At 64.0% G+C, this 22,602-nt stretch carries 13 protein-coding genes; 9 read left to right on the top strand and 4 right to left on the bottom strand.

What is annotated here, in order from left to right; genetic code table 11:
- Window positions 1–2: 2 nt before the first annotated feature.
- The gene (locus AKL02_RS10250) at window positions 3–1,775 is read right to left on the bottom strand and encodes a type I secretion system permease/ATPase (RefSeq protein WP_078520660.1); all 1,773 of its coding nucleotides are present in this window, start codon (window positions 1,773–1,775) and stop codon (window positions 3–5) included.
- A gap of 73 nt (window positions 1,776–1,848) precedes the next feature.
- Window positions 1,849–8,640, bottom strand: coding sequence for a peroxidase family protein (locus AKL02_RS10245; RefSeq protein WP_083079302.1), 6,792 nt, complete (start codon window positions 8,638–8,640; stop codon window positions 1,849–1,851).
- A 254-nt stretch (window positions 8,641–8,894) separates the two neighbouring features.
- Here AKL02_RS10245 and AKL02_RS10240 point away from each other — a divergent pair, with 254 nt between their 5' ends.
- A complete protein-coding gene (locus AKL02_RS10240; RefSeq protein ID WP_165757032.1) occupies window positions 8,895–10,379 on the top strand; it encodes a sensor histidine kinase in 1,485 nt (494 codons plus the stop codon).
- Between the two features lie 197 nt (window positions 10,380–10,576).
- Window positions 10,577–11,239 (top strand): response regulator transcription factor, encoded by a 663-nt coding sequence (locus AKL02_RS10235; protein ID WP_078520657.1) that lies wholly within the window; start codon window positions 10,577–10,579, stop codon window positions 11,237–11,239.
- 39 nt (window positions 11,240–11,278) lie between these two features.
- Here the strand turns inward: AKL02_RS10235 and AKL02_RS10230 are convergent, their stop codons facing one another.
- Complete coding sequence (locus AKL02_RS10230; RefSeq protein ID WP_078540977.1) at window positions 11,279–12,052, bottom strand: 3-hydroxybutyrate dehydrogenase; 774 nt, start codon at window positions 12,050–12,052, stop codon at window positions 11,279–11,281.
- 318 nt (window positions 12,053–12,370) lie between these two features.
- Between AKL02_RS10230 and AKL02_RS10225 the strand changes: the two genes are divergently transcribed.
- From AKL02_RS10225 to AKL02_RS10195, 7 genes are all read left to right on the top strand, one after another.
- Window positions 12,371–14,197, top strand: a complete 1,827-nt coding sequence (locus tag AKL02_RS10225) for an extracellular solute-binding protein (protein WP_083079300.1) — start codon at window positions 12,371–12,373, stop codon at window positions 14,195–14,197.
- Complete coding sequence (locus AKL02_RS10220) at window positions 14,194–14,313, top strand: lipoprotein (protein WP_108722431.1); 120 nt, start codon at window positions 14,194–14,196, stop codon at window positions 14,311–14,313. Before AKL02_RS10225 ends, AKL02_RS10220 begins: the two co-directional genes overlap by 4 nt.
- A 133-nt stretch (window positions 14,314–14,446) precedes the next feature.
- Window positions 14,447–14,770, top strand: a complete 324-nt coding sequence (locus AKL02_RS10215) for a hypothetical protein (RefSeq protein WP_078520654.1) — start codon at window positions 14,447–14,449, stop codon at window positions 14,768–14,770.
- Between the two features lie 143 nt (window positions 14,771–14,913).
- Entirely contained in the window at window positions 14,914–16,434 is a 1,521-nt protein-coding gene (locus AKL02_RS10210) for a class I adenylate-forming enzyme family protein (protein WP_083079299.1), read from the top strand.
- Window positions 16,431–17,078 carry a DsbA family oxidoreductase gene (locus AKL02_RS10205; protein ID WP_083079298.1) on the top strand — a complete coding sequence of 216 codons (648 nt, stop codon included), beginning with the start codon at window positions 16,431–16,433 and terminating at the stop codon, window positions 17,076–17,078. Before AKL02_RS10210 ends, AKL02_RS10205 begins: the two co-directional genes overlap by 4 nt.
- 138 nt (window positions 17,079–17,216) lie before the next feature.
- Window positions 17,217–18,437, top strand: a complete 1,221-nt coding sequence (locus AKL02_RS10200; protein WP_232621594.1) for a multidrug effflux MFS transporter — start codon at window positions 17,217–17,219, stop codon at window positions 18,435–18,437.
- Window positions 18,404–19,180, top strand: coding sequence for a class I SAM-dependent methyltransferase (locus AKL02_RS10195; protein WP_232621593.1), 777 nt, complete (start codon window positions 18,404–18,406; stop codon window positions 19,178–19,180). The genes AKL02_RS10200 and AKL02_RS10195 overlap by 34 nt, the downstream gene beginning before the upstream one ends.
- Here AKL02_RS10195 and mfd read toward each other — a convergent pair.
- Complete coding sequence (mfd, locus tag AKL02_RS10190; RefSeq protein WP_083079296.1) at window positions 19,152–22,595, bottom strand: transcription-repair coupling factor; 3,444 nt, start codon at window positions 22,593–22,595, stop codon at window positions 19,152–19,154. The genes AKL02_RS10195 and mfd overlap by 29 nt on opposite strands.
- Window positions 22,596–22,602: the final 7 nt, after the last annotated feature.

The following is a 22,602-nucleotide window of genomic DNA, read 5'->3' as shown; positions in this document are numbered from 1 at the left end:
GCTCAGCCCACCGCCTGCTCGATGCTGTCCCCCAGCTCCGCCGCTGCTGCGGGGCGTTTGCCCTTGGGCAGCGGTTTGAGCCCGACGGATCGATTGACGATCTCGTCTTTCGGACCGAAGGCCACCAGCTTGCCGCCCTGAACGAAGCCCACGAGATTGACGGATTCCAGCGCCTTGGGGCGATGCGCGATCACCACGACGATGCCGCCGCGCGCCCGGACCGATGCGATGGCCGCGCTGAGCGCCGCTTCGCCATCGGCGTCGAGGTTCGAGTTCGGCTCGTCGAGCACCACGAGGAACGGCGCGCCATAGAGCGCGCGCGCAAGCCCGACGCGCTGACGCTGGCCCGCGGAAAGCGAGGTGCCGAAGGGGCCAAGCTGCGTCTGGTAGCCGTCGGGCAGATGGATGATCGTCTGATGCGCGCCCGCAGCCTTCGCCGCCGCCACGACATCCGCATCCGTCGCATCGGGGGCAAAGCGCGCGATATTCTCGGCGACCGTGCCTTCCATCAGCGAAACCTCCTGCGGCAGGTAGCCGATATGATCGCCCAGAAGGTCCACCCGCCACTGATCGAGCGCCGCCCCGTCGAAGCGGACATGGCCCCGCAGCAGCGGCCAGATGCCGACGATCCCCTTGGCGAGCGTGGTTTTACCCGAGCCCGAGGGCCCGATCAGGCCGAGCGCATCGCCCGATTTCAGATCGAAGCTGACGTCGCCCAGCAGCACTGCACCGGAGCCCGGCGCGACGACCGTCATCCCCTCGACGGTGAAGCTCTCGGTCGGCGCGGGCAAGGCGACCATTGTGTCGTCATCCTCGAGCGTCGCGAGCGTGTCGCGCAGCCGCGCATGGCTGCGACGCGCCGCCACGAAACCCTTCCAGTTGCCGATCGCCATTTCCACCGGCGCCAGCGCGCGCGACGCGGCCACCGAACAAGCGATGATCGCACCGGGCGACAGCTCGCCGACGATGGTCAGGTAAGCGCCAAGGCCCAGCAATGCCGATTGCAGCATCATCCGGGTGACCTTCGACAGGCCGCTGAGCGTGCCGGTGATGTCGCTGGTGCGCGCGTGCAGGCGCAGATGCTCGGCATTGGCGGTGTCGAACCGCTCGACCGCGCGGCGACCGAAGCCCATCGCGTGCAGCACATCGGCGTTACGCGTGTTGGTGTCGGCGATCATCGCGCGGGCGATGGAGGCCTTCTGCAGCTCCCGACCCGAGCGGCGCGACATCATTTCGGTGATGACGGTCAGCGTGATCAGAACGCAGGCCCCGCCGATGGTCATCAGCCCCAGCAGCGGGTGAAGCAGATAGACGAAGCCGAGAAACAGCGGCATCCACGGCAGGTCCAGAAGCGCGATGGCCCCGGCCCCCGAGACGAAGCTGCGGATCGTGTCGACGTCGCGGCCCCGCTCCAGAGCCTCGGAGGTCGAATAGCCGAAACGCGGCATCTCGATCGCGACGCGATGCGTGAGCGGCGCGAGGCGGTTGTCGATCCGTGCGCCGACGCGCACGAGGATCTGGTTGCGCAGCACATCGAACAGCCCCTGAAACAGGTAGAGCGCGATGGCGAGAACCGAGAGCGCCAGCAGCGTCGGCACAGAGCCGCTGGTCAGCGCCCGGTCGTAGATCTGCAGCATGTAAAACGAGCCTGTCAGCGCCAGAAGGCTGATCACGAAGGACAGGCCGAGAAGAAAGACGATCAGCCCGCGATAGCGGCCGAGACGTTCGGAGACGAGCTCTTCGCTGGCTTGGAAACGGCGACGTGCATTGCTCATGTGATCCTCCCACCAAGATCTTGAGACTTTGAAAAATCACGCCCGGCGGACCCCTCCGCCGGGCGCTACCCCCTTAGTTCACCCCGTTGAAATCAGAGGCGTCGAGCATGTGACGGCCTGCGATGTCGATCTCGAAATCGGCATCCAGATCGTCGTCGACATTGCCCGCGACAATCGTGTGCTCGCCGTCGTCGCGCATCTCGTAGGAGACCCGCAGCTCGCCCGCGGCGCTAAAATCGCCCGCCGCGAACAGGACGAAGGATTGCGAACCGGCCGCGCCCTGATCGGCGTCGATCCCGCTCAGGTCGATCTTGTCGCCCGGTGCGAAACCGTTGATCCGGTCGCCATCGGCATCGGCCGCCGAGGTGAACACGAAAGTGTCGTGACCGCCCCCGCCATCCATCACGTTGACCGCGCTGTTGGCGATGATCGTGTCGTCGCCGCTGCCGGTGATGACATTCTCGAAGCTGTAGATCTGATCCGCAGTCTCGCCGATCATCACCTGACCGTGGCCGTTCGTGCCGTGGCCCAGATAGACCTCGACCGAGGCCTGGATCGCGGCGTAGTCGAGCGTATCCGAGCCCTCCCCGCCCCAGTAGCTGTCGGCCCCGTCGTCTTCGGTCGCGATCACGGTGTCGTCGCCGTCATCGGCAAAGACCATGTCGCGGCCTTTGCCAGCCTCGATCACGTCGTCGCCCTCGCCGCCGAAGAGACGATCCGCGCCGCCGTCACCGAAGATCATGTCGTCGCCTTCGTTGCCGAGCGCATTGTCCGCGCCGCCGCCTGCGAAGATGACGTCATTGCCCTCCATGCCGATGAAGGTCTCGGCGGTGTCGTCGCCGACCAGCACCAGCCCGTCGGGCATCGCGCTGTCGGAGCCGTCATCGCTACCACTGCCGCTATCCGAGCCGTCCGGGTTCGTATTGTCCGGACGCGCGCCGTGGCGTGCATCGACAAGCACGTCCTGCGACCGCGTTCCGCCGACCAGAACGTTGTCGCCGCCGCCACCGTGGAAGACGATGCGGTGATCGGATTCGAGTTGCGAGATGTCCACGACATCGTCGCCATCATCGCCGTTCACCGTGATTGTCGAGTAGTTCAGGCTGGTGCCGGTGAAGTCGCCGACGATTTCGACATTGTCGCCGCGCCACCCGCCCGTATTGCCACCGTCGAGCCCGCCATTGCCGTTATCGGCGGTCACGTCGAGCGTGTTGATCGTGATCTCCTCGATATTGGCAAGCTCGGCGATCACCTCGCCATCGCGGGTGATGACGATTTCGGCGGCCGCGTTCTGCACCGTGATATTGGCAGCCATCGCAGCCGCGACTGTATAGATCACGAAGTTCTCACGGGTGTTGTTGCCGGTGACGACGAAGCGGTCCCCCGCGGTGCCATTTGCTCCACCATCCACGAAATCGCGCCCGTCGGGCCGTTCCGGCTGGTTGCGACGCAGATTGGTCACGTTCCAGACGATGGTGTCGTTGCCATCCCCGCCGGTAATCGTGTCATTGCCTTCGCGACCGTAGATCGTGGTGTCATTCGTCGCGCCGGTCAGGTCGATCACCTCGTCCGTCGCATCGCCGGTGACGATATCGAAGGTCTCGGTGACCTGCGTACCAGACGCGTCGGTCGCGCGGATCGTGGCGGTGAGCGCCTCGTTGTCGCCAAGCCCGCCCTGAATGCGCACCTGATCGTCATTGAAACCGCCAAGCCGCACCTCCGGCGAACCGGAAAGCAGCTCGTAGGTCGCCTGACCGCCGAAGGGCACATCCGCGCTCAGCCGGGCGATGGTGCCGCCGCCACTGCTGCCGGTCGCGTTCCACATGATGTCCGACATCGGATCGGGATTGAGCGAAATCGTCTCGCCATTCGCGAACTCGGCCCATTCGACGCCGACGAGGATATCCACCCCATCGGTCGCGACCGGGTTGCCCTGGTTGTCGGTGCCGCTGCGCAGATCGGTGATCCGAACCGCCTGCTGACCGTTCATCGCGATCAACTCAATGCGGTAATCGACGCGGTTGCCGGTATAGAGCGCGGTATCGGTGCCCTCCGTCCCGGTATCGCCGAGGATATGGCCCAGCGAGCCGTCCGAGAACTGGACGCGGGTGTCGCCCGTGCCGTACCAGTTCTCGATAAAGCCGGTGACGGTCACGCTCTGGTCGTGGCGGTTGTCGCCGATCCAGTAGAGGTTCGAGTCCACGATCACGCTGTCGCCGAAGATGAAATCGGCCTGCCCCGTGGTCTCGTCTCCGCCATCGCCCAAGCCGGTCAGACGGTCGTCTCCGCCGCCGCCCACGAGGTAGTTGTTCATCCCGTTCGAGCCGATGCCGTTCTCATCCGCGCCGGTCAGATCGTCATTGTATTGCGAACCGACAAGCCCTTCGAGGAAGGCATACTGGTCCATCAGGACCGAGCCGGTGCCTGCGTTGTTCGAAGTCTGCAGGTTCGCGACCACGTTGATATAGGCGTCCTCGTAGGAGCCGATATCCATGTCGCCCTCGGTGCCGTCTCCGTTGAACTCGATCACCGGGTTGAGCTGCGCGGGGCTGTCGCCATTGAGACGGTCGCCATCGTTCGCGGTCGGGCCAAGCCCCCCTTCGAGCAGGTCGTTGCCCGAGCCGCCGTTGATGTTGTCGTCGCCCACGCCGCCGACCATCCAGTCCGCGCCGTTGCCGCCGAACATCTCGTCGACGCTGTCGCCGCCATCCATGTAGTCGTTGCCGTCACCGCCCATCATCAGGTCGGTGTCGCCCTCGCCATAGAGACGGTCATCGCCATCGTCGCCGAAGACCTCGTCGATGCCGTCGCCGCCATGGACCTCGTCATCGCCCTCATTGCCGTGCGAGGTATCGAGCACACCGGGCCCGGCAAAGATCGTGTCGTTGCCCGCACCGCCGAGGATGAAGTCGTCATTCTCGTAATCGGTGATGTAGTCGTCGCCGTCGCCGCCATAGATGTGGTCGTTGCCCTGTGCGCCTTCGATGCGGTCGTTGCCCTCGTCGCCATAGAGCACGTCATCGCCTAGAGCCCCGACGATGAAGTCGTCGCCCGAGAGGCCGATCACCGTGATATGGCCGTCATTGGCCGGACCGCCGGGGATGCTCTCGGTGAGTTGGACGTTGTCGATCAGGATCTGGTCGTTCGACCCCGCGAGATCGAATTTCTCGATCACGATCCGCAGGTCCAGCCCCGCCGAGGACGCCGGGATCGGATCGCTCACCAAGGTCACCGTCACCTTGCCGCCATTTTCGGTCGGGGGGTCGAAGATAACGGAGCCCAGCAGGTTGCCGTTGCTATCGAACAGCTTCGCCTCGCCGCCGGTCGCATCTCGGTCGAGCCGGTCAATCACGTCGAAGGTCAGCGTGTAGGTCGCGTCCTCGACAAGCGGCGTCTCCACCGTCTTCGACAGGATCGATGCGTTGCCCATATAGGCTACCTGATCGCCGCTCAGCATCGCGCCATCCACCGGCGGGTTCGGGTCAGCCGGGAGCACCTCAGTCTCAGGGGCCCAGGTGCCGCCATTGGTCAGCTGCCAACCTTGCGGCGCGCCGTTCAGATAGGTGCCATTGGTGTTGGTCGTGCCGACACCGTTGCCCATGACCTGATCTTCGAAACTGCCATTGCCGACATCAATCTGGCGCACCTCATCGGGCAGCCGCTCCAGCGTCGCGTTGAAGTAGTCGTTGTCGTCATAGGCGTCATCGACACCCATCAGACCGTCGCGCGCATTGTCGTGGTAGTCGCCATTCGAGGTCGTCCCGTCGAGCACATAGGTGGCCGAGGGCGTGGCGAAGGCGTCCGGGATATGCTCCAGCCCGGTGGTGCGCATGATCAGATGGGCGAATTGCTCGCCGATGATCTGGTCACCCAGATGGTGGCCGACCGGCATCCGGTAGAGGTAGTAGAAGCGGTCGCCATCCTGCAGGCGCTGCGTGAAGTCCAGCATGATGAAGCTGAAGGTGGTGCCCAGCGGGCCGTCGAACATCGCCTGTTCGGCCAGACCGCCGACCCAGAGGTCGATATCCCAGAAGCCCTGATCGCCCTGCCCGCCCGAGAGCGACCAGCCCACACCCGGCGTATAGGTCGGCTCTCCCGAACCGCGCATGAACATCAGCGCTTCGTCATGCAGCGGATCGGACGCATCGGCTGCGGCATCGAGGATCGCCTGCGCCGCCGCGCGGATTTCATAAAGCTCGCCCGTGCCGGCCTGATAGGCGTCGCGCGCGGCTTGCAGCCCGAAGGTGCCATCCTCATCCCGCCCATAGGCGGCGATGAAGTTCACCAGCGATTCCGGCGTGCGCAGATGCGCCCCGAAATCTTCCCAGCTGTGATAGGGCGCGATGCCCGAGCCGTTGGTGTTGTTCGAGGTGTTCTGGGTCAGCCCGTCGAAGACTTCCATGCGCAGCTCGTTCAGCGTCGGCAGCCCGACATCGCGACCGCGCGCGATATTCAGCGCGGGCAGATCGAGCGGCACACCCACCAGCGACTGTTGCAGCGCGGCCGTGACGAATTCGTCCATCTCGTTGCCCTGCTGGGTCAGCAAACCTGCGGCGATCCCGGACGCGCCATAGACGTCGTATTGATCGGGGTTGAGGAAGACGTCGAAGAGTCCCTTCTCGACATAGGTCGGCACGTAGCCCGCCTCGCCCGGATTGACGCCCGCCTCGTCGGTCACTGCGATCTGGACGGTCTCGCGCAGCTGCGAATGGCCCAGACGGAACACGGCCTGCGCGAATTCGAGGCTGATATTGAGGTTGATATCGGCCGAGTAGGACACGAATTCCGGCAGCGCCGGGTAGAGCGTGCCCATGTATTGGTCGACCGCGATGTGGTTGTATTCGCTCTCGGTGATGATGCGCGCGGCCTGATAGACGCGCTCGCCATCCCAGGTGAGGCTGTCGACGATGGCCTGCACTGCCGCGTCGTCGGTCAGATCGGTCCCGGCCCAGCTGTCGAAGGTGATCTGGTCGATATCCACCGCCAGCCAGCCCTCATTCGCCGCATCCGTGCCGTTCAGCCCGTCGATATCGCCGCTTGTGATCGCATCGCGGACCGCCGACATCATGACGTTTTGCGCCTGAATGTTGTGCTCTTCGTGGAAGACGTGGTGCACCGAGGTCAGCGTGATGTTCTCGTTCACACGGCCATCGCCAGAGACCTTGTGACGGGCCAGAAGCGCGTCATCGTAGGTGAAGGCGCCCGCATTCGTGTCCGACGCCGGGTCGAGCTCATTGCCCTGGAAATCGGCGCCCGGCGCGGCGCCATGCGCGATATCCAGAAGGATCGCCTGATTGGTGGTGCGCACCTCGCCGATATCGGCCGCGGCGCATTTGCCCTCCATCGCATCCTGCAGGGTCCAGCGCACGAAGGGGTCGTAGCCCGCAGCTGCCACATCGGCGAAGGAGGTGTAGGTCATGCCCCCGATCTCGATCCCGGTCGTGGTGGCAATCGCTTCGAGGTCGGCGATGCTCTGATCCGAGCGGAACAGGAAATCGCTCTGCGGGGTGAAGTTCATCCGGCCGATCGCATCTGCGTTGATCCACGGGCAATCGAGCACATCCGTGTCGACCAGTTCGATCCCGATCCGAGCCGCGTTGACCTTCATGTCGGCCCAGGTCGCCAATTCGTCCTTGCCCGTGACCTCCGTGCCATCGGGTGCGACTGCCGCCCCCGTCGAGACGTCGAGTTCCACCAGATTGCCATTCGCATCCGGGCGATGGACGATCCCGTCCTCGGCCCCGGTGATCAGCTTGCCGGTGAGGACGCCATTGGCATCGTATTGGCGCAGCAGCACGTTGACCGCCTCATGCGAGCCGTAGGTCTGGCTCTGGTCGATCATCAGGCCGGTATTGTTGTTGTAGAGCGGCGTGACACCCGGCAGCAGGTTGCCCTGATCGTCGAAATCCGTATCGGGGTTCGATAGCTTCGCGCGGCTCAACATCATCATGTTCGAGACGCCGGGGATGTAGGCCGGATCGGCGGGGTCGATCCAAAGCGGATCGTTCGGGCTCAGCGGGATCATCACCACGCCGCCGGTCTTCTGGATGAAGTCCAGCCCGTGATCGAAGAACTGACCGAAGGCCACGAACCATTCGTTATAGGTCACGCCGCCGAGGATGCCGGGGTTCGGCATGAAGGCGGTGGTAATGTCGCCCACGACGGAGTTCGACACGTCCACGGCCGAGCCGCCCAGATTGTTCATCGCGGCAACGGCGGCCGGGTTGTAGTTCGGGTCGGTCATGTCGACATTCGAGCTGGTGATCAGCTGCGAGATCAGGCGCGGGGTGGAATCCACCACGACCGAGCTGTTGAGAATGTCGAGCGTCGAGCCATCGGTGCCGAACTGGTATTCCGCCTGCGCATCCGACATCGCCACCATCATCGACATCGCATCGACGGTGGGCGTGTAATCGGGATCGCCGGGCATATTCCCTGCCCCATCCGCCACGAACATCGAGGGCGACATCGACATCGGGTTGTCGACCAGCACCTGCTTGGAGGTTGCGACATAATCGGGATCGTCGGGAAGACGGCCCTCGCTGTCGGGCAGCACCAGCGTCACCCACATCTTCTGCACGGTGGCGTAAGAGGTGCCGTATTCCGGCTCGGTCGGGTGGTTGGTGGTGAACATGCGCAGGAACTCGGTATCGGCCTGCCCCCAATCGGGATGCACATTGCCGCCGGTCCAGACGATGGTGCCATCCGCACCGACGGTATAGCCGCCCGCGAGGTTGTTGTTATAGCCCGACACTTCGCGCACCCCGTTCGGGTCAAGCGCGCTCGTCAGTCGGGAATAATCGTTCAGGATATTTGCTTGTTGCAGCAGATAGTCGAGATCGGCTCCGGCCAGTTTGATCGTCATGTCAGCCCCCTAAGACCAAATCGGGCCGCATCGCGGTCCCGTGTCACACCCATCGCCGGTGCTTGGCTCATTAGGAGGCTGTACGAGACGGCACTTACCCCTGTGCCTCGCCTCGCGCCGTCACCCCCCACAAGCACGGCGCTTTTTCCTGCCTTCCATCAGGCCAGCAAAACGGGGGGACGAAAATTGTCTTAGGTCGAACGAGATTCTCCCCTATGGTCGGGAACGCTCCTCGCCAAAGGACGCAAGGGACTATGGGACAAAGGTCTAAGAGCGATGCGACCAAGGTCGGGGGTTTGGGGGCCCCGGACGCGGTGCAGACGGTGCGAAACCCGCTGCGCTGGTTTCTGGGGTTTTCGCTGTCGCTGCAGTTTCTCGTGGGGCTTGGGCTGGTGCTGAGCCTCCTGCTCGCCTCCCTCGCGTACTGGATCAACACCCGCGCGACGACCCGGCTGCTCGACGCCTCTGCCGATACGGCCGCGTTCTACATGCAGAACCTGTTGCAGCCGCATGTACAGGCGCTGGGCCGATCGGAGGCCCTGCTCCCCGAGGATTTCGCAGCCTTGGATGCGCTGGCGGAGGGGTTTCGCAAACAGGGCAATTTCCTCGCCATCAAGATCTGGAGCCGCGAAGGCAAGCTGGTCTTCGCGCCCGAGACCGGGCATGGCCACGTCCTGCCCGACGACGAGATTTTCGAGGCGCTCAAGGGGAAGGTCTTCGGGCGCTTTCCCGATCTGGAAGACGCCGCCCATGATGCCGAACGCGCGCTGGGCGTGCAGCTCTATGAGATCTACGCCCCGCTGCGCGATATCGAGACCGGCGCTATTCTGGCGGTGGGCGAATTCTATCAGAATGCCGATGTGGTCCGGGGCGCGCTGCTGACCTCCGCCAAGACGACGTGGCTCTTCGTGGGGCCGGTGGCGATCATCGTCTTCACCATGCTGTTCCTGATCGTGCGGCGCGGCAGCCTGACGATCGAGCGCCAGACCGTCGAGCTCCGCCGTCAGTTCGCCGAGCGCGAGCGTCTGCTGCTGGGCAATTCGCAATTGCACCGCTCGATTGCCGAGGCAGCCCAGAACGCCGCCAATATCGACGAGCGCGCGAAGCGGCGTATCGGCGCGGACCTGCATGACGGGGCATGCCAGCTTCTCTCCTATCTGGTGCTGGAGATCGACCGGCTGGAGCATATGATTCGTTCCCCCGGCGCGACTGATGAGCCGAAAGCGGCCGGGATTGTCGCGGAAATCAAGAAAGTCGCGCGCAAGACGATGGAGGAAATCCGTGCCATCTCGGGCGGATTGGTCGCGCCGCAATTCGATGCCGCGCCGACGCTTGCCGCGCTGATCGAAACGCTCGCCACGGACCATGGCCGACGCACCGGGGCGCAGGTCTCGCTCTCGCTTGTGCCGGGCGCGCCAGAGCTGACCGAGACGACGCGGCGCACCTTGGGTCGGATCGTGCAGGAGGCCTTGGCCAATGCGGCGCGCCACGCGCCCGGATCGAGACAGAAAATTGAAACCTATCAAGAAGATGGCTCATTCGTCCTGCGCATTTCCGACAGCGGCGCGGCCCCCGGCCAAACCGTCCCGCAGGAACGCGAATACCGCGAGGGTGGGCTTGGTCTGCCGGGAATGCAATTCCGGGCGCAATCGCTCGGGGGAACGCTCGAATTCCGACGTCTCAAGCCGCAAGGCGCGAAGGTCGTCTGCCGCATCCCGCTCGATCCAGACGCCCCCTAAAGGTGACGCGAACGTAATCCTATCGGTCTATAGCGATAGCCAGATCGGACTATTCTGTAAGCGTCTTTCTTTATTGTGTTTATTCAGGACACCTTCATTCTGTTGGTCAGGGGGAAGAAGGATTTCGCGGCATTCCGGACGGCCTGGCCGTCGCGCGTTGGGGAACGCGGTCGCGGGATCGTTTAAGGGGTATTTCCATGTCCGATTTCGTGCCGACGACGGCCTGCATTATCGATGACCATCCAATTTTCCGGCAGGGGCTGTGTGCCGTCCTGCAAGACGCGCTCGGGATCGACGTGATCGATCAGGGCAGTTCTGCCATCGACGCGATCGAGCTTGCCCGAACGCGCAGGCCGGACGTCATGATCCTCGATCTCAGCATGCCCGGCGGCGGGCTGAACGCGCTGCGCAAAATCATTGATCATGACCCGTCCATGCAATGCATCCTGCTGACGGCCTGCGACGAGCCCGCAACCGCGATCGAAGCGATGAGCGCGGGCGCGAAGGGTTACATTCTCAAGGGCGTGGGCGTCTCGGAGTTGCAGGCCGCAATCGACGCGATCCTGCATGGCGGCACCTTTGTCTCGCCCAGCTTCGCGGCGGCGCTGCTGCAGGCGGCGCTCTCTGGGCAGGAGAAATCCGAGAGCGAGAACCTCACCCATCGCGAAATGCAGGTGCTGCGGGAGTTGGAACGCGGCAAGACCAACCGCGAAATCGCCACGCGCCTCGCAATCAGCGAGAAGACGGTGAAGTTCTACATGACGAATATCATGCAGAAATACGGGGTGAAGAACCGCCTGGAGGCCGTGATCGCCCATCGACAGGCGCATGAGCGCGCGCTCTCGTCGCGCCCCTATTGATCCGGCGGAGCGTTGCCGCTCCGCCAGAGGTTCTTCCGATTACAGCGCGGTCCAGCCGCCATCGACCGAGATCGTCGTCCCGGTGATCTGCGCCGCCGCATCCGAGCACAGGAACACGGCGGTGCCGCCGATCTGCTCCACCGTCGCGAATTCCTTCGAGGGCTGACGCGCGAGGATGACCTTCTCGATAACCTCTTCCTCGGTCATGTCGTATTCCTTCGCCGTATCGGGGATCTGTGCCTCGACCAGCGGGGTCTTCACATAACCCGGGCAGATCGCGTTGACGGTGATGTCTTCCTTCGCTGTCTCGAGTGCTGTGACCTTGGTCAGGCCCACGACGCCGTGCTTGGCCGAGACATAGGCCGATTTATAGGGCGAGGCGGTCAGGCCATGCGCGGAGGCGATGTTGACCACCCGGCCCCAGCCCGCCTTGCGCATCATCGGCAGCGCGACGGCGGTGGTGTGGAAAGCCGAGGTCAGCATGATCGCGATGATCGCATCCCATTTCTCGACCGGGAAGTCCTCGATCGGCGAGACATGCTGGATGCCCGCGTTGTTCACGAGGATATCGCATTTGCCCGCCTGCTCGATCAGCGCGCGCGCCTCGGCGCCTTTCGACAGGTCGGCCTTGATATAGCGTGCGGTGACGCCGAATTCCTTTGCGATATCGGCGGCGAGCTGGTGGTCCTCATCGCGATCGGTGAAGGAGTTGATGACGACATCGGCACCGGCCCGCGCCAGTTCGCGCGCGACCCCGAGACCGATCCCGGAATTCGACCCGGTAATGACGGCGGTTTTTCCCTGAAGCGACATGTTCTCTCCTTCGGTGGCGATAAGTTACGGATTCGCCGGGATCATGCCGTGCCGCGCCTGCGAACGCCATGCTGCAAGCGCAATACCGCGTGATATCGCGGTGAGGACCTTGTTTTCTTGGGGAATGACGTAAAAAAAGACGCCCGCGCTAGGGCGGGCGTCAAGTCATGAGGCAGGTTTCATACAGGCAAGAAACCTATCGAGCAGTGCATCCCTTATAAGCAATCCTGCGCCGCTCTCCAAGGGAAAAGTTTGCGCAGTTTCAAACCTCTCGCTAGCTTGGCGCCAATAAATGCAGGCAAGGCAGGGATTGTTAACATGACGAGATCGGTGTTTTTCCATTTACTCGGCGGGGCGCTTTTCGGGCTCGCCCCTGTATTTACAGGGATCGCTGCTGCGGAGCCACAACCTGCGATTGCAATGTATGGAGAGCCTGCACTTCCGGCCGGCTTTACCCACCTGCCCTATGCCAATCCCGACGCGCCCAAGGGCGGCGAGATCAGATTTGGCGTGGCCGGCATGTTCGATTCGCTTAACCCGTGGATTTTGAACGGGCGCCCGGCGGAGGGAATCAGCCGCTATGTCGCCGAATCGCTGATGGGCCGCTCGATGGACGAGCCTTTCACGCTGTACGGGCTGCTCGCCGAATCGGTCGAGACCGATCCTGATCGGACTTGGGTGGAATTCACCCTGCGCCCTGAGGCCAAGTTCTCCGACGGCAATCCGGTGACGGTCGCGGATGTCATCTGGTCCTATGAAACGCTCGGGACCGAAGGTCATCCGCGCTACCAGAACGCCTGGTCGAAGGTCGAGAAGATCGAGAAGACCGGCGAGCGTAAGGTCCGCATCACCTTCAAACCCGAGGTGAAGGACCGCGAAATGGCGTTGATCATGGGGATGCGCCCGGTTCTGGAGAAAGCGCAATGGGAGGGGCACAACTTCGCCTCCACCACCAATATGGCACCTATCGGGTCCGGGCCTTATGTCGTGGGTCGTGTCGATCCTGGCAAATTCATCGAGCTCAAGCGTAACCCCGATTATTGGGGCAAGGATCTGGGCTTCAACAAGGGCCGGAACAATTTCGACACGATCCGCTACGACTATTTCGGCGATGGCGGGGTCGTGTTCGAGGCCTTCAAGGGCGGCGAGACCGACAGCTATACCGAATGGAACGCCGCCGACTGGGGCCGCAATTACAACTTCCCCGCCGTGCAATCGGGCGACGTGATCAAATCCGAGATCCCGAACGGGCGTCCTTCGGGCATCAAGGGGCTGGTGATGAATACCCGCAACCCGGTCTTCGCGGATTGGCGGGTGCGTCAGGCGATGATCGACGCGTTCAATTTCGAATTCATCAACAAGACCATCAATGGCGGCGCGGAGCCGCGGATTTCCTCCTATTTCTCGAATTCCGAGCTGGGAATGAAGCACGGCCCCGCAGCGGCCAAGGTCAAAGCCCTGCTGGAGCCTTTCGCTGATCAACTGCCGCCCGGCACGATTGACGGCTACAGCCTGCCCACCTCCGACGGCGGCGTGCGCAACCGCAAGAACATGCGCGCCGCGGCGAAGCTGCTGGAAGACGCGGGCTGGCAGGTCGATAGCGATGGTGTGCTTAAGAAGGACGGCAAGCCCTTCACCTTCGAGATCGTGCTGCAGCAAGGCGCGGCAGAAACGCAAAGCATCGTCGATATCTACATCGAGGCGCTCAAGAAGCTGGGTATCTTCCCGAAAGTGACCGTGATCGACGACGCGCAATATACGCAGCGCACCAATGCCTATGATTTCGACATGGCGTGGTACTGGCGCGCTCTGTCGCTGTCGCCCGGTAACGAGCAGAACCTCTACTGGGGCTCGAAAGGCGTGAAACAGCCCGGCTCGCGCAACTGGATGGGCATGAACTCCCCCGCCGCCGAGGCGATGGTCAAAGCCATGCTCGATGCGAAAAGCCACGAGGATTTCGTCGCCGCGACCCATGCGCTCGACCGAGTGTTGACTGCAGGTCGCTATGTCATCCCGATCTGGTATGCCCCGGTTGACCGCATCGCCCATATCAAGCAGCTTCACTACCCTGAGAAGACCCCGCTATACGGGGCATGGCCGGGTTTCCAACCCGATGTCTGGTGGTATCAAGAGGCAGGACAATGAAAAGACTCATCCTTCTGGCAGCAGTCGCTGCGGCATTGGCGGGCTGCAACACGGTGGCCGGTGTGGGCGACGACATCTCTGGCGGTGCGCGCTCGGTGCAGGGCTGGTTCAGGTAACCTCCCGGAACTGATCACGATATGGAACCGCGCGAGGTATCTTTGCCTTGTGCCTTGCAAAGCCCCCCGGGCGTCCCTTTCTCAGAAATAGGGCCGCCCGTGAGACGAGCCGCGAAGAAAAGGATCAAAAGCGATGAAATGGCACCATATCGAGGAAAACTGGGCGGCATTTTACGAGGCGATCGTGGACAAGTGGCCCGAAGCCGACGAGGCCGAACTTGACGAGATCGACGGCGATCAGAAAGCCTTCATCCGGTATATCGCCGAGCTGACGGAACAGGAACCGGCCGACGCGCGCGACGAAATCCGCGACTGGATGCGGGGCGAATTGCCGTCCGACGTGGTCATGGACCCGACCCATGACGGTCATTCGATTGCGCTGTCGGCGAAATATGTCGGCGAGGGCGAAGACGAATATGACGACGACGCCCGCTTCGGCGACGACGACGAAGAGTGAGCGTCGCGCGCGTGACCTAGGTTGCAGGGGGCTCTGCCCCCGCGGCTCCGCCGCTCCCCGGGATATTTTCGCCAAGGCGAAGCGAAAGTGATGTCGGCGCGTTCGGGCTTGCTCGGGCGCCCGCTGCGTCCTAGCTAGGTTGCATGGATTCCGTTTACCGCACAGACCCGATCCCCGACCCGCCTAGCGCCTTCAACATGGCCGCGCATGTTTTGGCGGCTGGCGCGGCGACCCCCGACAAGCTGGCGATGCAGATCGTGAAGCCCTCGGGCGCGCAGCGTTGGTCCTATGGGCGGCTGATCGCGGCGGTGCGCGGTGCGGGGACGCTTTTGCTCGACGCGGGGCTGACGCCCGGCGACCGCGTGATGCTGCGGCTGGGCAACGGGCCGGAATTTCCCATCGCTTTCCTTGGCGCCATCGCAGCCGGGCTGGTGCCGGTGCCGACCTCGGCGCAGCTGACCGGGGCCGAGATCACCAAGCTCGCGGCCGATCTCGATCCGGCGGCGGTCGTGGCGGGCGACGGGATCGCCCTGCCCGACCATCCGGCGCGCGTGATCCCTGCCGAAATTCTGCGCAAGGCCGAGGAGGCCGCGCCCTGCGACTACGCGATGGGCGATCCGAACCGCCTCGCCTACATGATCTTCACCTCCGGCACGGGCGGCTCGGCGCGCGCGGTGATGCACGCGCATCGTGCGATCTGGGCGCGGCAGATGATGTATCGCGGCTGGTATGGCATGGGGCCGGACGACCGTCTGATGCATGCGGGCGCCTTCAACTGGACCTACACGCTCGGGACCGGGCTGATGGACCCGTGGACCTTGGGCGCGACCGCGCTGATCCCGGCGGACGGGGTCGAGCCGCGCAGCCTGCCCCTGCTGCTCAAACGGTTCGACGCGACGATCTTCGCCGCCGCCCCCGGCGTCTATCGGCAAATCCTGAAGCATCACGAGACGCTGTCGCTGCCGAAGCTGCGCCACGGGTTGAGCGCGGGCGAGGCGCTGCCAGACCCCACGCGCGCGGCCTGGAACGCGGCGACGGGCACGAAGGTCTATGAGGCGCTCGGCATGTCGGAATGCTCGACCTTCATCTCGGGCAGCCCCGATCATCCTGCGCCGCCCGGTACCTGCGGCTATCCGCAGGCGGGTCGTCATGTCGCCGTGTTGGGCGAGGATGGGCTGCCGGTGCCGCGCGGCGAGCCGGGTCAGCTTGCGATCCATGAGAGCGATCCGGGGCTTTATCTGGGCTATTGGAATGCGCCCGAAGAGACGGCGGCGCGCCGGATCGGCCCGTGGTTCGTGACCGGCGACACGGTCTCGATGGGTGAAGACGGTGCGATCACCTATCTCGGGCGCGGCTATGATATGATGAATGCTGGCGGTTTCCGGGTCTCGCCGATCGAGGTCGAAGAGGTCATGCATGACTGCCCCGGCGCGGGCGATGTGGCCGCCGTCGAGATCGCGGTGAAGGCCGATGCGAGCGTCATCGCGCTGGCCTATACCGGCGAGGCGGAAGAAGACAGTTTGCGCGCTCATGCCGAGGCGCGGCTTGCGCGTTACAAGCAGCCCCGCCTCTACGCCCATATCGCCGCCCTGCCCCGCAACCGTAACGGCAAGGTGCTGCGCTCCGAAATCCGCACCATGCTGCAACAGGAGGTCCCCTCATGATCACGCTCGATATTTTCGCCGATCCCGTTTGCCCGTGGTGCTTCATCGGCAAGGCGCGCCTCGACCGGGCCTTGGCGCAACGTCCCAACCACCCGTTTCAGCGCGCCTGGCAGCCGTTCGAGTTGAACCCGACGATGCCGCCCGAGGGGATGGCACGCGCCGATTACCTGCAGGCGAAATTCGGTCAGGACGGGGCCGCGAAGATGCATGTGCAACTCCTCGAGATCGCCGAGGCCGAGGGCTACGATTTCCACCCCGAGCGCGTCACCCATCAGCCCAATACCCGCGACGCGCATCGCCTGCTCCATTGGGCGGGGCTGGAAGAGCGTCAGGAGGACGTGATGGAGGGGCTGCTGGCCGCGCATTGGCGCGACGGGCGCAATATCGGCGACGCGACCGTGCTGTGTGAGGTGGCGGAGGCCGCGAAGATGGATCCGCGACTGGTGGAGCGGCTGCTGGCGTCGGATGCCGATATCGACACGATCGTCGCCAAGGAAGCGCATGCGCGCGAGCGTGGGATCAACGCGGTGCCCTCGGTCGTTGTCGCCAATGCGCATCTGGTGAGCGGCGCACAACCGACCGAGCTGTGGCTGCAGGTGATCGACGAGTTGTCCGGCGCACCCTCCGACGCAACCCAGCATTGACCGCTTCGTCCGGCGTCGCAGCCGCCGTCACTATCGCGTGAGCGCACAGGGGGCTGCGCGCCCGGCCCTCTGGCCAAATCGGCGCAGCTCCCTATGCTCGCGCTTCGAATAAATCCGACTTTCGGAAAGTCCCCCAGAATGTCTCAGATCTCTGACGCGCCCCGGGCGCGCACGCCTCTTTCGCTGCCCGAACTTACGGTCATGCTCGCCTCGCTGATCGCGACGGTCGCCTTCTCGATCGACGGGATGCTGCCGGCCCTACCGCAAATCGCGGAGGAACTGAGCCCCGATGCGGTCAACCGCGCGCAGCTCGTGCTGACCTCCTTCGTTCTGGGTATGGGCGTCGGCACGCTGTTTGCCGGGCCGATCTCGGATGCGCTCGGGCGTCGCAAGACCATCGCGGGCGGGATCGCGATCTACATGGTCGGGGCATTCGTCGCCGCCCACGCCCAAAGCCTAGAGGCGCTGCTGGCCGCGCGGGTGCTGCAAGGGATCGGCGCTTCGGGGCCTCGGATCACCGTGATGGCGCTGGTGCGCGACCTGTTTGCCGGGCGCGAGATGGCGAAGATCACCTCCTTCATCATGATGATCTTCATCCTCGTCCCCGCCGTGGCGCCGTCGATCGGCCAACTCGTGATCGCGTTTGCGGGCTGGCGCGGCGTGTTCTGGGCTTTCATGGTCTTCGGCTGCGTCGGCGTGAGCTGGCTGATGATCCGGCAACCGGAAACGCTCGCCCCCGAGGATCGCCGCCCGTTGAACGTGTCGAAGCTGCGCGCTGCGGCGCTGGAAGTGATCACCCATTCCGATGTGCGGCTCTATATCGTGACGATGACGCTGGGTTTCGGGCAGATGTTCGCGCTGCTGTCGACCGCGCAACAGCTTTACGCGGCGCATGGCGTGACCGACACCTTCCCGATGTGGTTCGCCATTGGCGCGCTGATGGCGGGCACGGCCACGATCTTCAATGCGCGCTACGTGATGCGGCTGGGGATGCGCAAGATCGTCAAGGGGACCTATATCTCTCAGGTGGCGATCTCTGCGGTCATGCTGGTGCTGGTGCTTAGCGGGCTGACCGATGGCGCAAGCGGCTTCCCGTTCATCTTCGTCTATTCGGTCTCGGTCTTCGCGATGGCGGGCCTGACCTTCGGGAACCTGAATGCGCTGGCGCTGGAGCATATGGGCCATATCGCGGGCATGGCGGCCTCGATCGTGGCCGCGATCTCGACGGTGGGCGCGGTGGTGATCGCAGCCCCCGTGGGTCTGTCCTTCAACGGCACGGCACTGCCGATGGTGGTCGCGACGCTGATCTGTTCGAGCCTCGCCTGGTGGCTGATCCGCAAGACGCAGGAGACCGACTGACGGGGCTTTACGCACGGGGGCAAAGGGCGCATACCCGCGCATCTTTCCCCGGTCCCGAGTCGTTCCTGATGTCCTCGCCCTATGCCCGACCAGGGTTCTACGATGAGGCGCTCGCCAAGGGCCGCCACCGCGACATCGTGGGCGGTCGCTGGGACGAGACGGGCCGCGCGCAGATGGCCGCGCTGCTGCATCACGGATTGCGGCCCGATCACGTGCTTCTCGATATCGGCGCGGGCGCTTTGCGGCTTGGCTGCAAGGCGGTGCCCTATCTGGAGCCGGGCCATTACTGGGGTACCGATGCGTCGCGCGCGCTGATGCTCGCGGGCTATGCGGCGGAGCTTGACGCTCGCGAGCGGCTCGATCCTGTGCAGTTGGTGGAGGATGCGGATTTCACCTTCGCCGGTGTCACCGACACGATCACCCATGCCATCGCCTTCGGCGTCTTCCCGCATCTTGAGAGCGACGCAATTACTCGCTGTCTCAATGGGTTGCAGCGCTTTCCTCAGCTGGAATGCGTGCTGCTGACGGTGTTCCTCGCCCCCGACGAGGCGACCAGCCACCGCCAGAAAGACGGCGTCGTCACCCATGCCGTCCGCGCGCCCTATCACCTCTCGGAAGCGGCGCTCTACGCAATGGCGGACGCCTCAGGCTGGCGCCTCACCCGCGACGACCGGATGCTGCCGCGCGGACAGGTGATGTTCCGCGCAGAGCCCCTCAGGCCTTCGCCTTCTTCGCCTCGATAACCTTCTCGGCCAGATCGCGGGCAATCGCGAAGGCGCCCTTGATCTTGTCTTTGTCGTTCTTCCAGTCGCGGCGAATGACCAGCTTGTTGTCCTTCACCTTCGCCAGATCGCGCTGCGCGGTCAGGAATTCCACGAGACCCTGCGGGTTCGGGAATTTGTCGTTGTGGAACTGGACGGTCGCGCCTTTCGGACCGGCATCGAGCTTGGCGATCATCGCGCGTTTGCACATCGCCTTGATCCGGACGACCAGCAGCAGCGTGTTGACCTCTTTCGGCAGCTCCCCGAAGCGGTCGATCAGCTCGGCGGCGAAGCCTTCCAGCTCGACCTTGGTCGTCAGGCTCGACAGGCGGCGGTAGAGGCCGAGGCGCACGTCGAGATCGGGAATGTAGGCCTCCGGGATCATCACCGGCACGCCGAGATTGATCTGCGGCGACCAGTCGCCATCCGCCGTCTCGGTCAGCTCGCCCGATTTCAGCTTCGAGATCGTCTCTTCCAGCATCGATTGATACAGCTCGTAACCCACCTCGCGGATATGGCCCGACTGTTCCTCGCCCAGAAGGTTGCCCGCGCCGCGCAGGTCGAGATCCTGGCTTGCAAGGTTGAACCCGGCCCCGAGGCTGTCGAGCGACCCCAGCAGCCGCAGCCGTTTCTGCGCCTGCGGCGTCAGCGGCATCCGCGGCTTCGTCGTCAGGTAGCAATAAGCCCGAGTCTTCGCGCGACCCACCCGGCCCCGGATCTGGTAAAGCTGGCTCAGGCCGAACATATCAGCGCGGTGGATCACCATCGTGTTCGCGGTCGGAATATCGAGGCCGCTTTCGACGATCGTCGTCGCCAGCAACACGTCGTATTTGCCATCGTAAAACGCGTTCATCCGGTCGTCCAACTCGCCCGCCGCCATCTGCCCATGCGCCACGAGATACTTCACCTCCGGCACGTGGGTTTGCAGAAATTCCTCGATTTCGGGAAGATCGGAAATCCGCGGCACGACATAGAAGCTCTGCCCGCCCCGGTAATGCTCGCGCAGCAGCGCCTCGCGCACGGTGACCGTGTCGAATTCGGAGACATAGGTGCGGATCGCTAGCCGGTCGACGGGCGGCGTGCCGATGATCGACAGATCGCGCACCCCGGTCAGCGAGAGTTGCAACGTGCGCGGGATCGGCGTCGCGGTCAGCGTGAGCACGTGAATCTCCGAGCGCATCTCTTTCAGGCGCTCTTTGTGCTGCACGCCGAAATGCTGCTCTTCATCGATCACCAGGAGGCCGAGATTGGCGAATTTCACCGATTTCGCCAGAACCGCATGGGTGCCGATCACGATATCGACCGTGCCGTCGCGCAGGCCTTCTCGGGTCTTCGTGGCCTCCTTGGCGGAGACGAAACGGCTGAGCGGTTTCACGTTCAGCGCGGTGCCCCGGAAACGTTCGGCAAAGGTCTTGTAATGCTGGCGGGCAAGCAGCGTCGTCGGCGCGATCACAGCGACCTGCATGCCCGATTGCGCGGCGACGAAAGCCGCCCGCATCGCGACTTCGGTCTTGCCGAAACCCACATCGCCCACGACGAGACGATCCATCGGCGTACCCGATTTCAGATCGTCCACCACATCCTCGATCGCGCTCATCTGATCGTCGGTCTCGGTATAAGGGAAACGCGCAGCGAAGCTTTCCCACTCGTGATGCGGCGCTTCCAGAATTGGCGCGTTGCGCAGGTGACGCTCGGCCGCGATCCGCATCAGCTTGTCGGCGATCTGGCGGATGCGCTCTTTCAGCTTGGCCTTCTTGGCCTGCCACGCGCCCCCGCCGAGCTTGTCGAGCAAGCCTTCCTCATGGCCATAACGGCTGAGCAGTTCGATATTCTCGACCGGCAGATAGAGGCGATCTCCGCCCGCATATTCCAGCAGCACGCATTCATGCGGCGCGCCAAGAGCCGTGACCGTCTCCAGACCCTTGTAGCGGCCGACCCCGTGATCGACATGGACGACCAGATCGCCGGGCGACAGCGTCGTGTGTTCGGTCAGGAAATTCTCGGCCTTGCGCTTGCGTCGCGGCTTCGAGACGAGCCGTTCGCCCAGCACGTCCTGCTCGGAAATCACGGTCATCTCGCCGCCGTCGCGCGGGGCTTCGAACCCCTCGTCGAGCGGCCAGACGGTGAGGTTCACTCCCGGCCCGATCTCGCGCGCAGAGCCGATCAGCTTGGCGCCGATCAGCCCTTCGTCTTCCATCAACCCGCGCAGACGCTCACGTGCCCCCTCGGACCAAGAAGCGATCACTACGGGCCCATCGGCCAGACGCGCTTGAACATGATCCTTCAAGGCGCTGAACAGGCTGACGTTTTCGACCTTGCGCTCGGGCGCGAAATTGCGCCCCACGCGCCCGCCCGCATTCAGGATGCCGGGTCCGGGCGGTGCCGGGATCACCTGCAGGCGCAGCACGCGAAGCGGTTTCAACACCGCCTCCCAACCCTCTGGGTTCAAATACAAAAGCTGCGGCGGAGCGGGTTTGTAGACCGAATCCAGCCGGTCGCGCCGGGTCATCGCCTCGCGCCGCGTGTCATACTGATCCGCAATCCCGTCCCACCGGCTTTCCTGCTGCGCGGCGATCTGATCGTCGAGCATCACCGACGCGTCGGGCAGATAGTCGAATACCGTCTCGAGCTTTTCATGAAAGAAGCCCAGCCAATGCTCCATCCCCGCCTGTTTGCGCCCTGCCGAGACGGCCTCGTACAGCGGGTCTTCCGCGCCGCCCGAGCCGAATTCGATCCGGTAATTCTGCCGGAAGCGCGTGATCGCGGCCTCGTCGAGGATGACCTCTGAGACCGGCGCAAGCTCCACGCCTTTCAGCTTCTCGGTCGTGCGCTGGGTCACCGGGTCGAAGCCGCGCGCGTCGTCGAGCACATCGCCGAACAGGTCGAGCCGCACCGGGCCGCCCTCGCCGGGCGGGAAGATGTCTATGATGCCGCCGCGGATCGCGTAATCGCCGGGCTCGGAGACGGTCGAGGCCTGTGAGAAGCCCATTCGCACGAGGAATTCGCGCAACGCCTGCTCGTTGATCCGCTTGCCAACCTGCGCGGTGAAGCTCGCACCGGCCAGCACCTCGCGCGCGGGCACGCGCTGCATGGCAGCTGAGAGCGTCGTCAGCAGAACGAACGGCCCGGGCATGCCCGAGGCCAGCGCGGCCAACGTCGCCATGCGCGTGGCCGAGATATCGGCATTGGGCGAGACCCGGTCATAGGGCAGACAATCCCAAGCCGGGAAGTCCAGCACCGTCGCCTCGGGCGCGAAGAACGCAAGTGCCCCGCGCATGGCCGCCAGACGGCGATCGTCGCGCGCGACATGGATGACCGATTTGCCCTTCGCGAGCTCTTTGGCCAGCAAGGCGGCGTCGAACCCTTCCGGGGCGCCCGAGAGAAGAAAATGCTCCATAGCCAAG

The organism is Thioclava electrotropha (genome assembly GCF_002085925.2).
GTDB classification, from domain to species: domain Bacteria; phylum Pseudomonadota; class Alphaproteobacteria; order Rhodobacterales; family Rhodobacteraceae; genus Thioclava; species Thioclava electrotropha.
The sequence above is the reverse complement of the archived record's forward strand: the minus strand, read 5'-3'. Positions and strand labels throughout refer to the sequence as shown.

Bases quoted from the DNA above. Each gene is read 5' to 3' on its own strand.
- AKL02_RS10205 (WP_083079298.1), top strand. From the start codon at position 16,431: ATGATCACGCTCGATATTTTCGCCGATCCCGTTTGCCCGTGGTGCTTC.
- AKL02_RS10250 (WP_078520660.1), bottom strand. From the start codon at position 1,775: ATGAGCAATGCACGTCGCCGTTTCCAAGCCAGCGAAGAGCTCGTCTCC.
- AKL02_RS10225 (WP_083079300.1), top strand. From the start codon at position 12,371: ATGACGAGATCGGTGTTTTTCCATTTACTCGGCGGGGCGCTTTTCGGG.
- AKL02_RS10245 (WP_083079302.1), bottom strand. From the start codon at position 8,640: ATGACGATCAAACTGGCCGGAGCCGATCTCGACTATCTGCTGCAACAA.
- AKL02_RS10220 (WP_108722431.1), top strand. From the start codon at position 14,194: ATGAAAAGACTCATCCTTCTGGCAGCAGTCGCTGCGGCATTGGCGGGC.
- AKL02_RS10215 (WP_078520654.1), top strand. From the start codon at position 14,447: ATGAAATGGCACCATATCGAGGAAAACTGGGCGGCATTTTACGAGGCG.
- mfd (WP_083079296.1), bottom strand. From the start codon at position 22,595: ATGGAGCATTTTCTTCTCTCGGGCGCCCCGGAAGGGTTCGACGCCGCC.
- AKL02_RS10230 (WP_078540977.1), bottom strand. From the start codon at position 12,052: ATGTCGCTTCAGGGAAAAACCGCCGTCATTACCGGGTCGAATTCCGGG.
- AKL02_RS10240 (WP_165757032.1), top strand. From the start codon at position 8,895: ATGGGACAAAGGTCTAAGAGCGATGCGACCAAGGTCGGGGGTTTGGGG.
- AKL02_RS10210 (WP_083079299.1), top strand. From the start codon at position 14,914: ATGGATTCCGTTTACCGCACAGACCCGATCCCCGACCCGCCTAGCGCC.
- AKL02_RS10235 (WP_078520657.1), top strand. From the start codon at position 10,577: ATGTCCGATTTCGTGCCGACGACGGCCTGCATTATCGATGACCATCCA.
- AKL02_RS10200 (WP_232621594.1), top strand. From the start codon at position 17,217: ATGTCTCAGATCTCTGACGCGCCCCGGGCGCGCACGCCTCTTTCGCTG.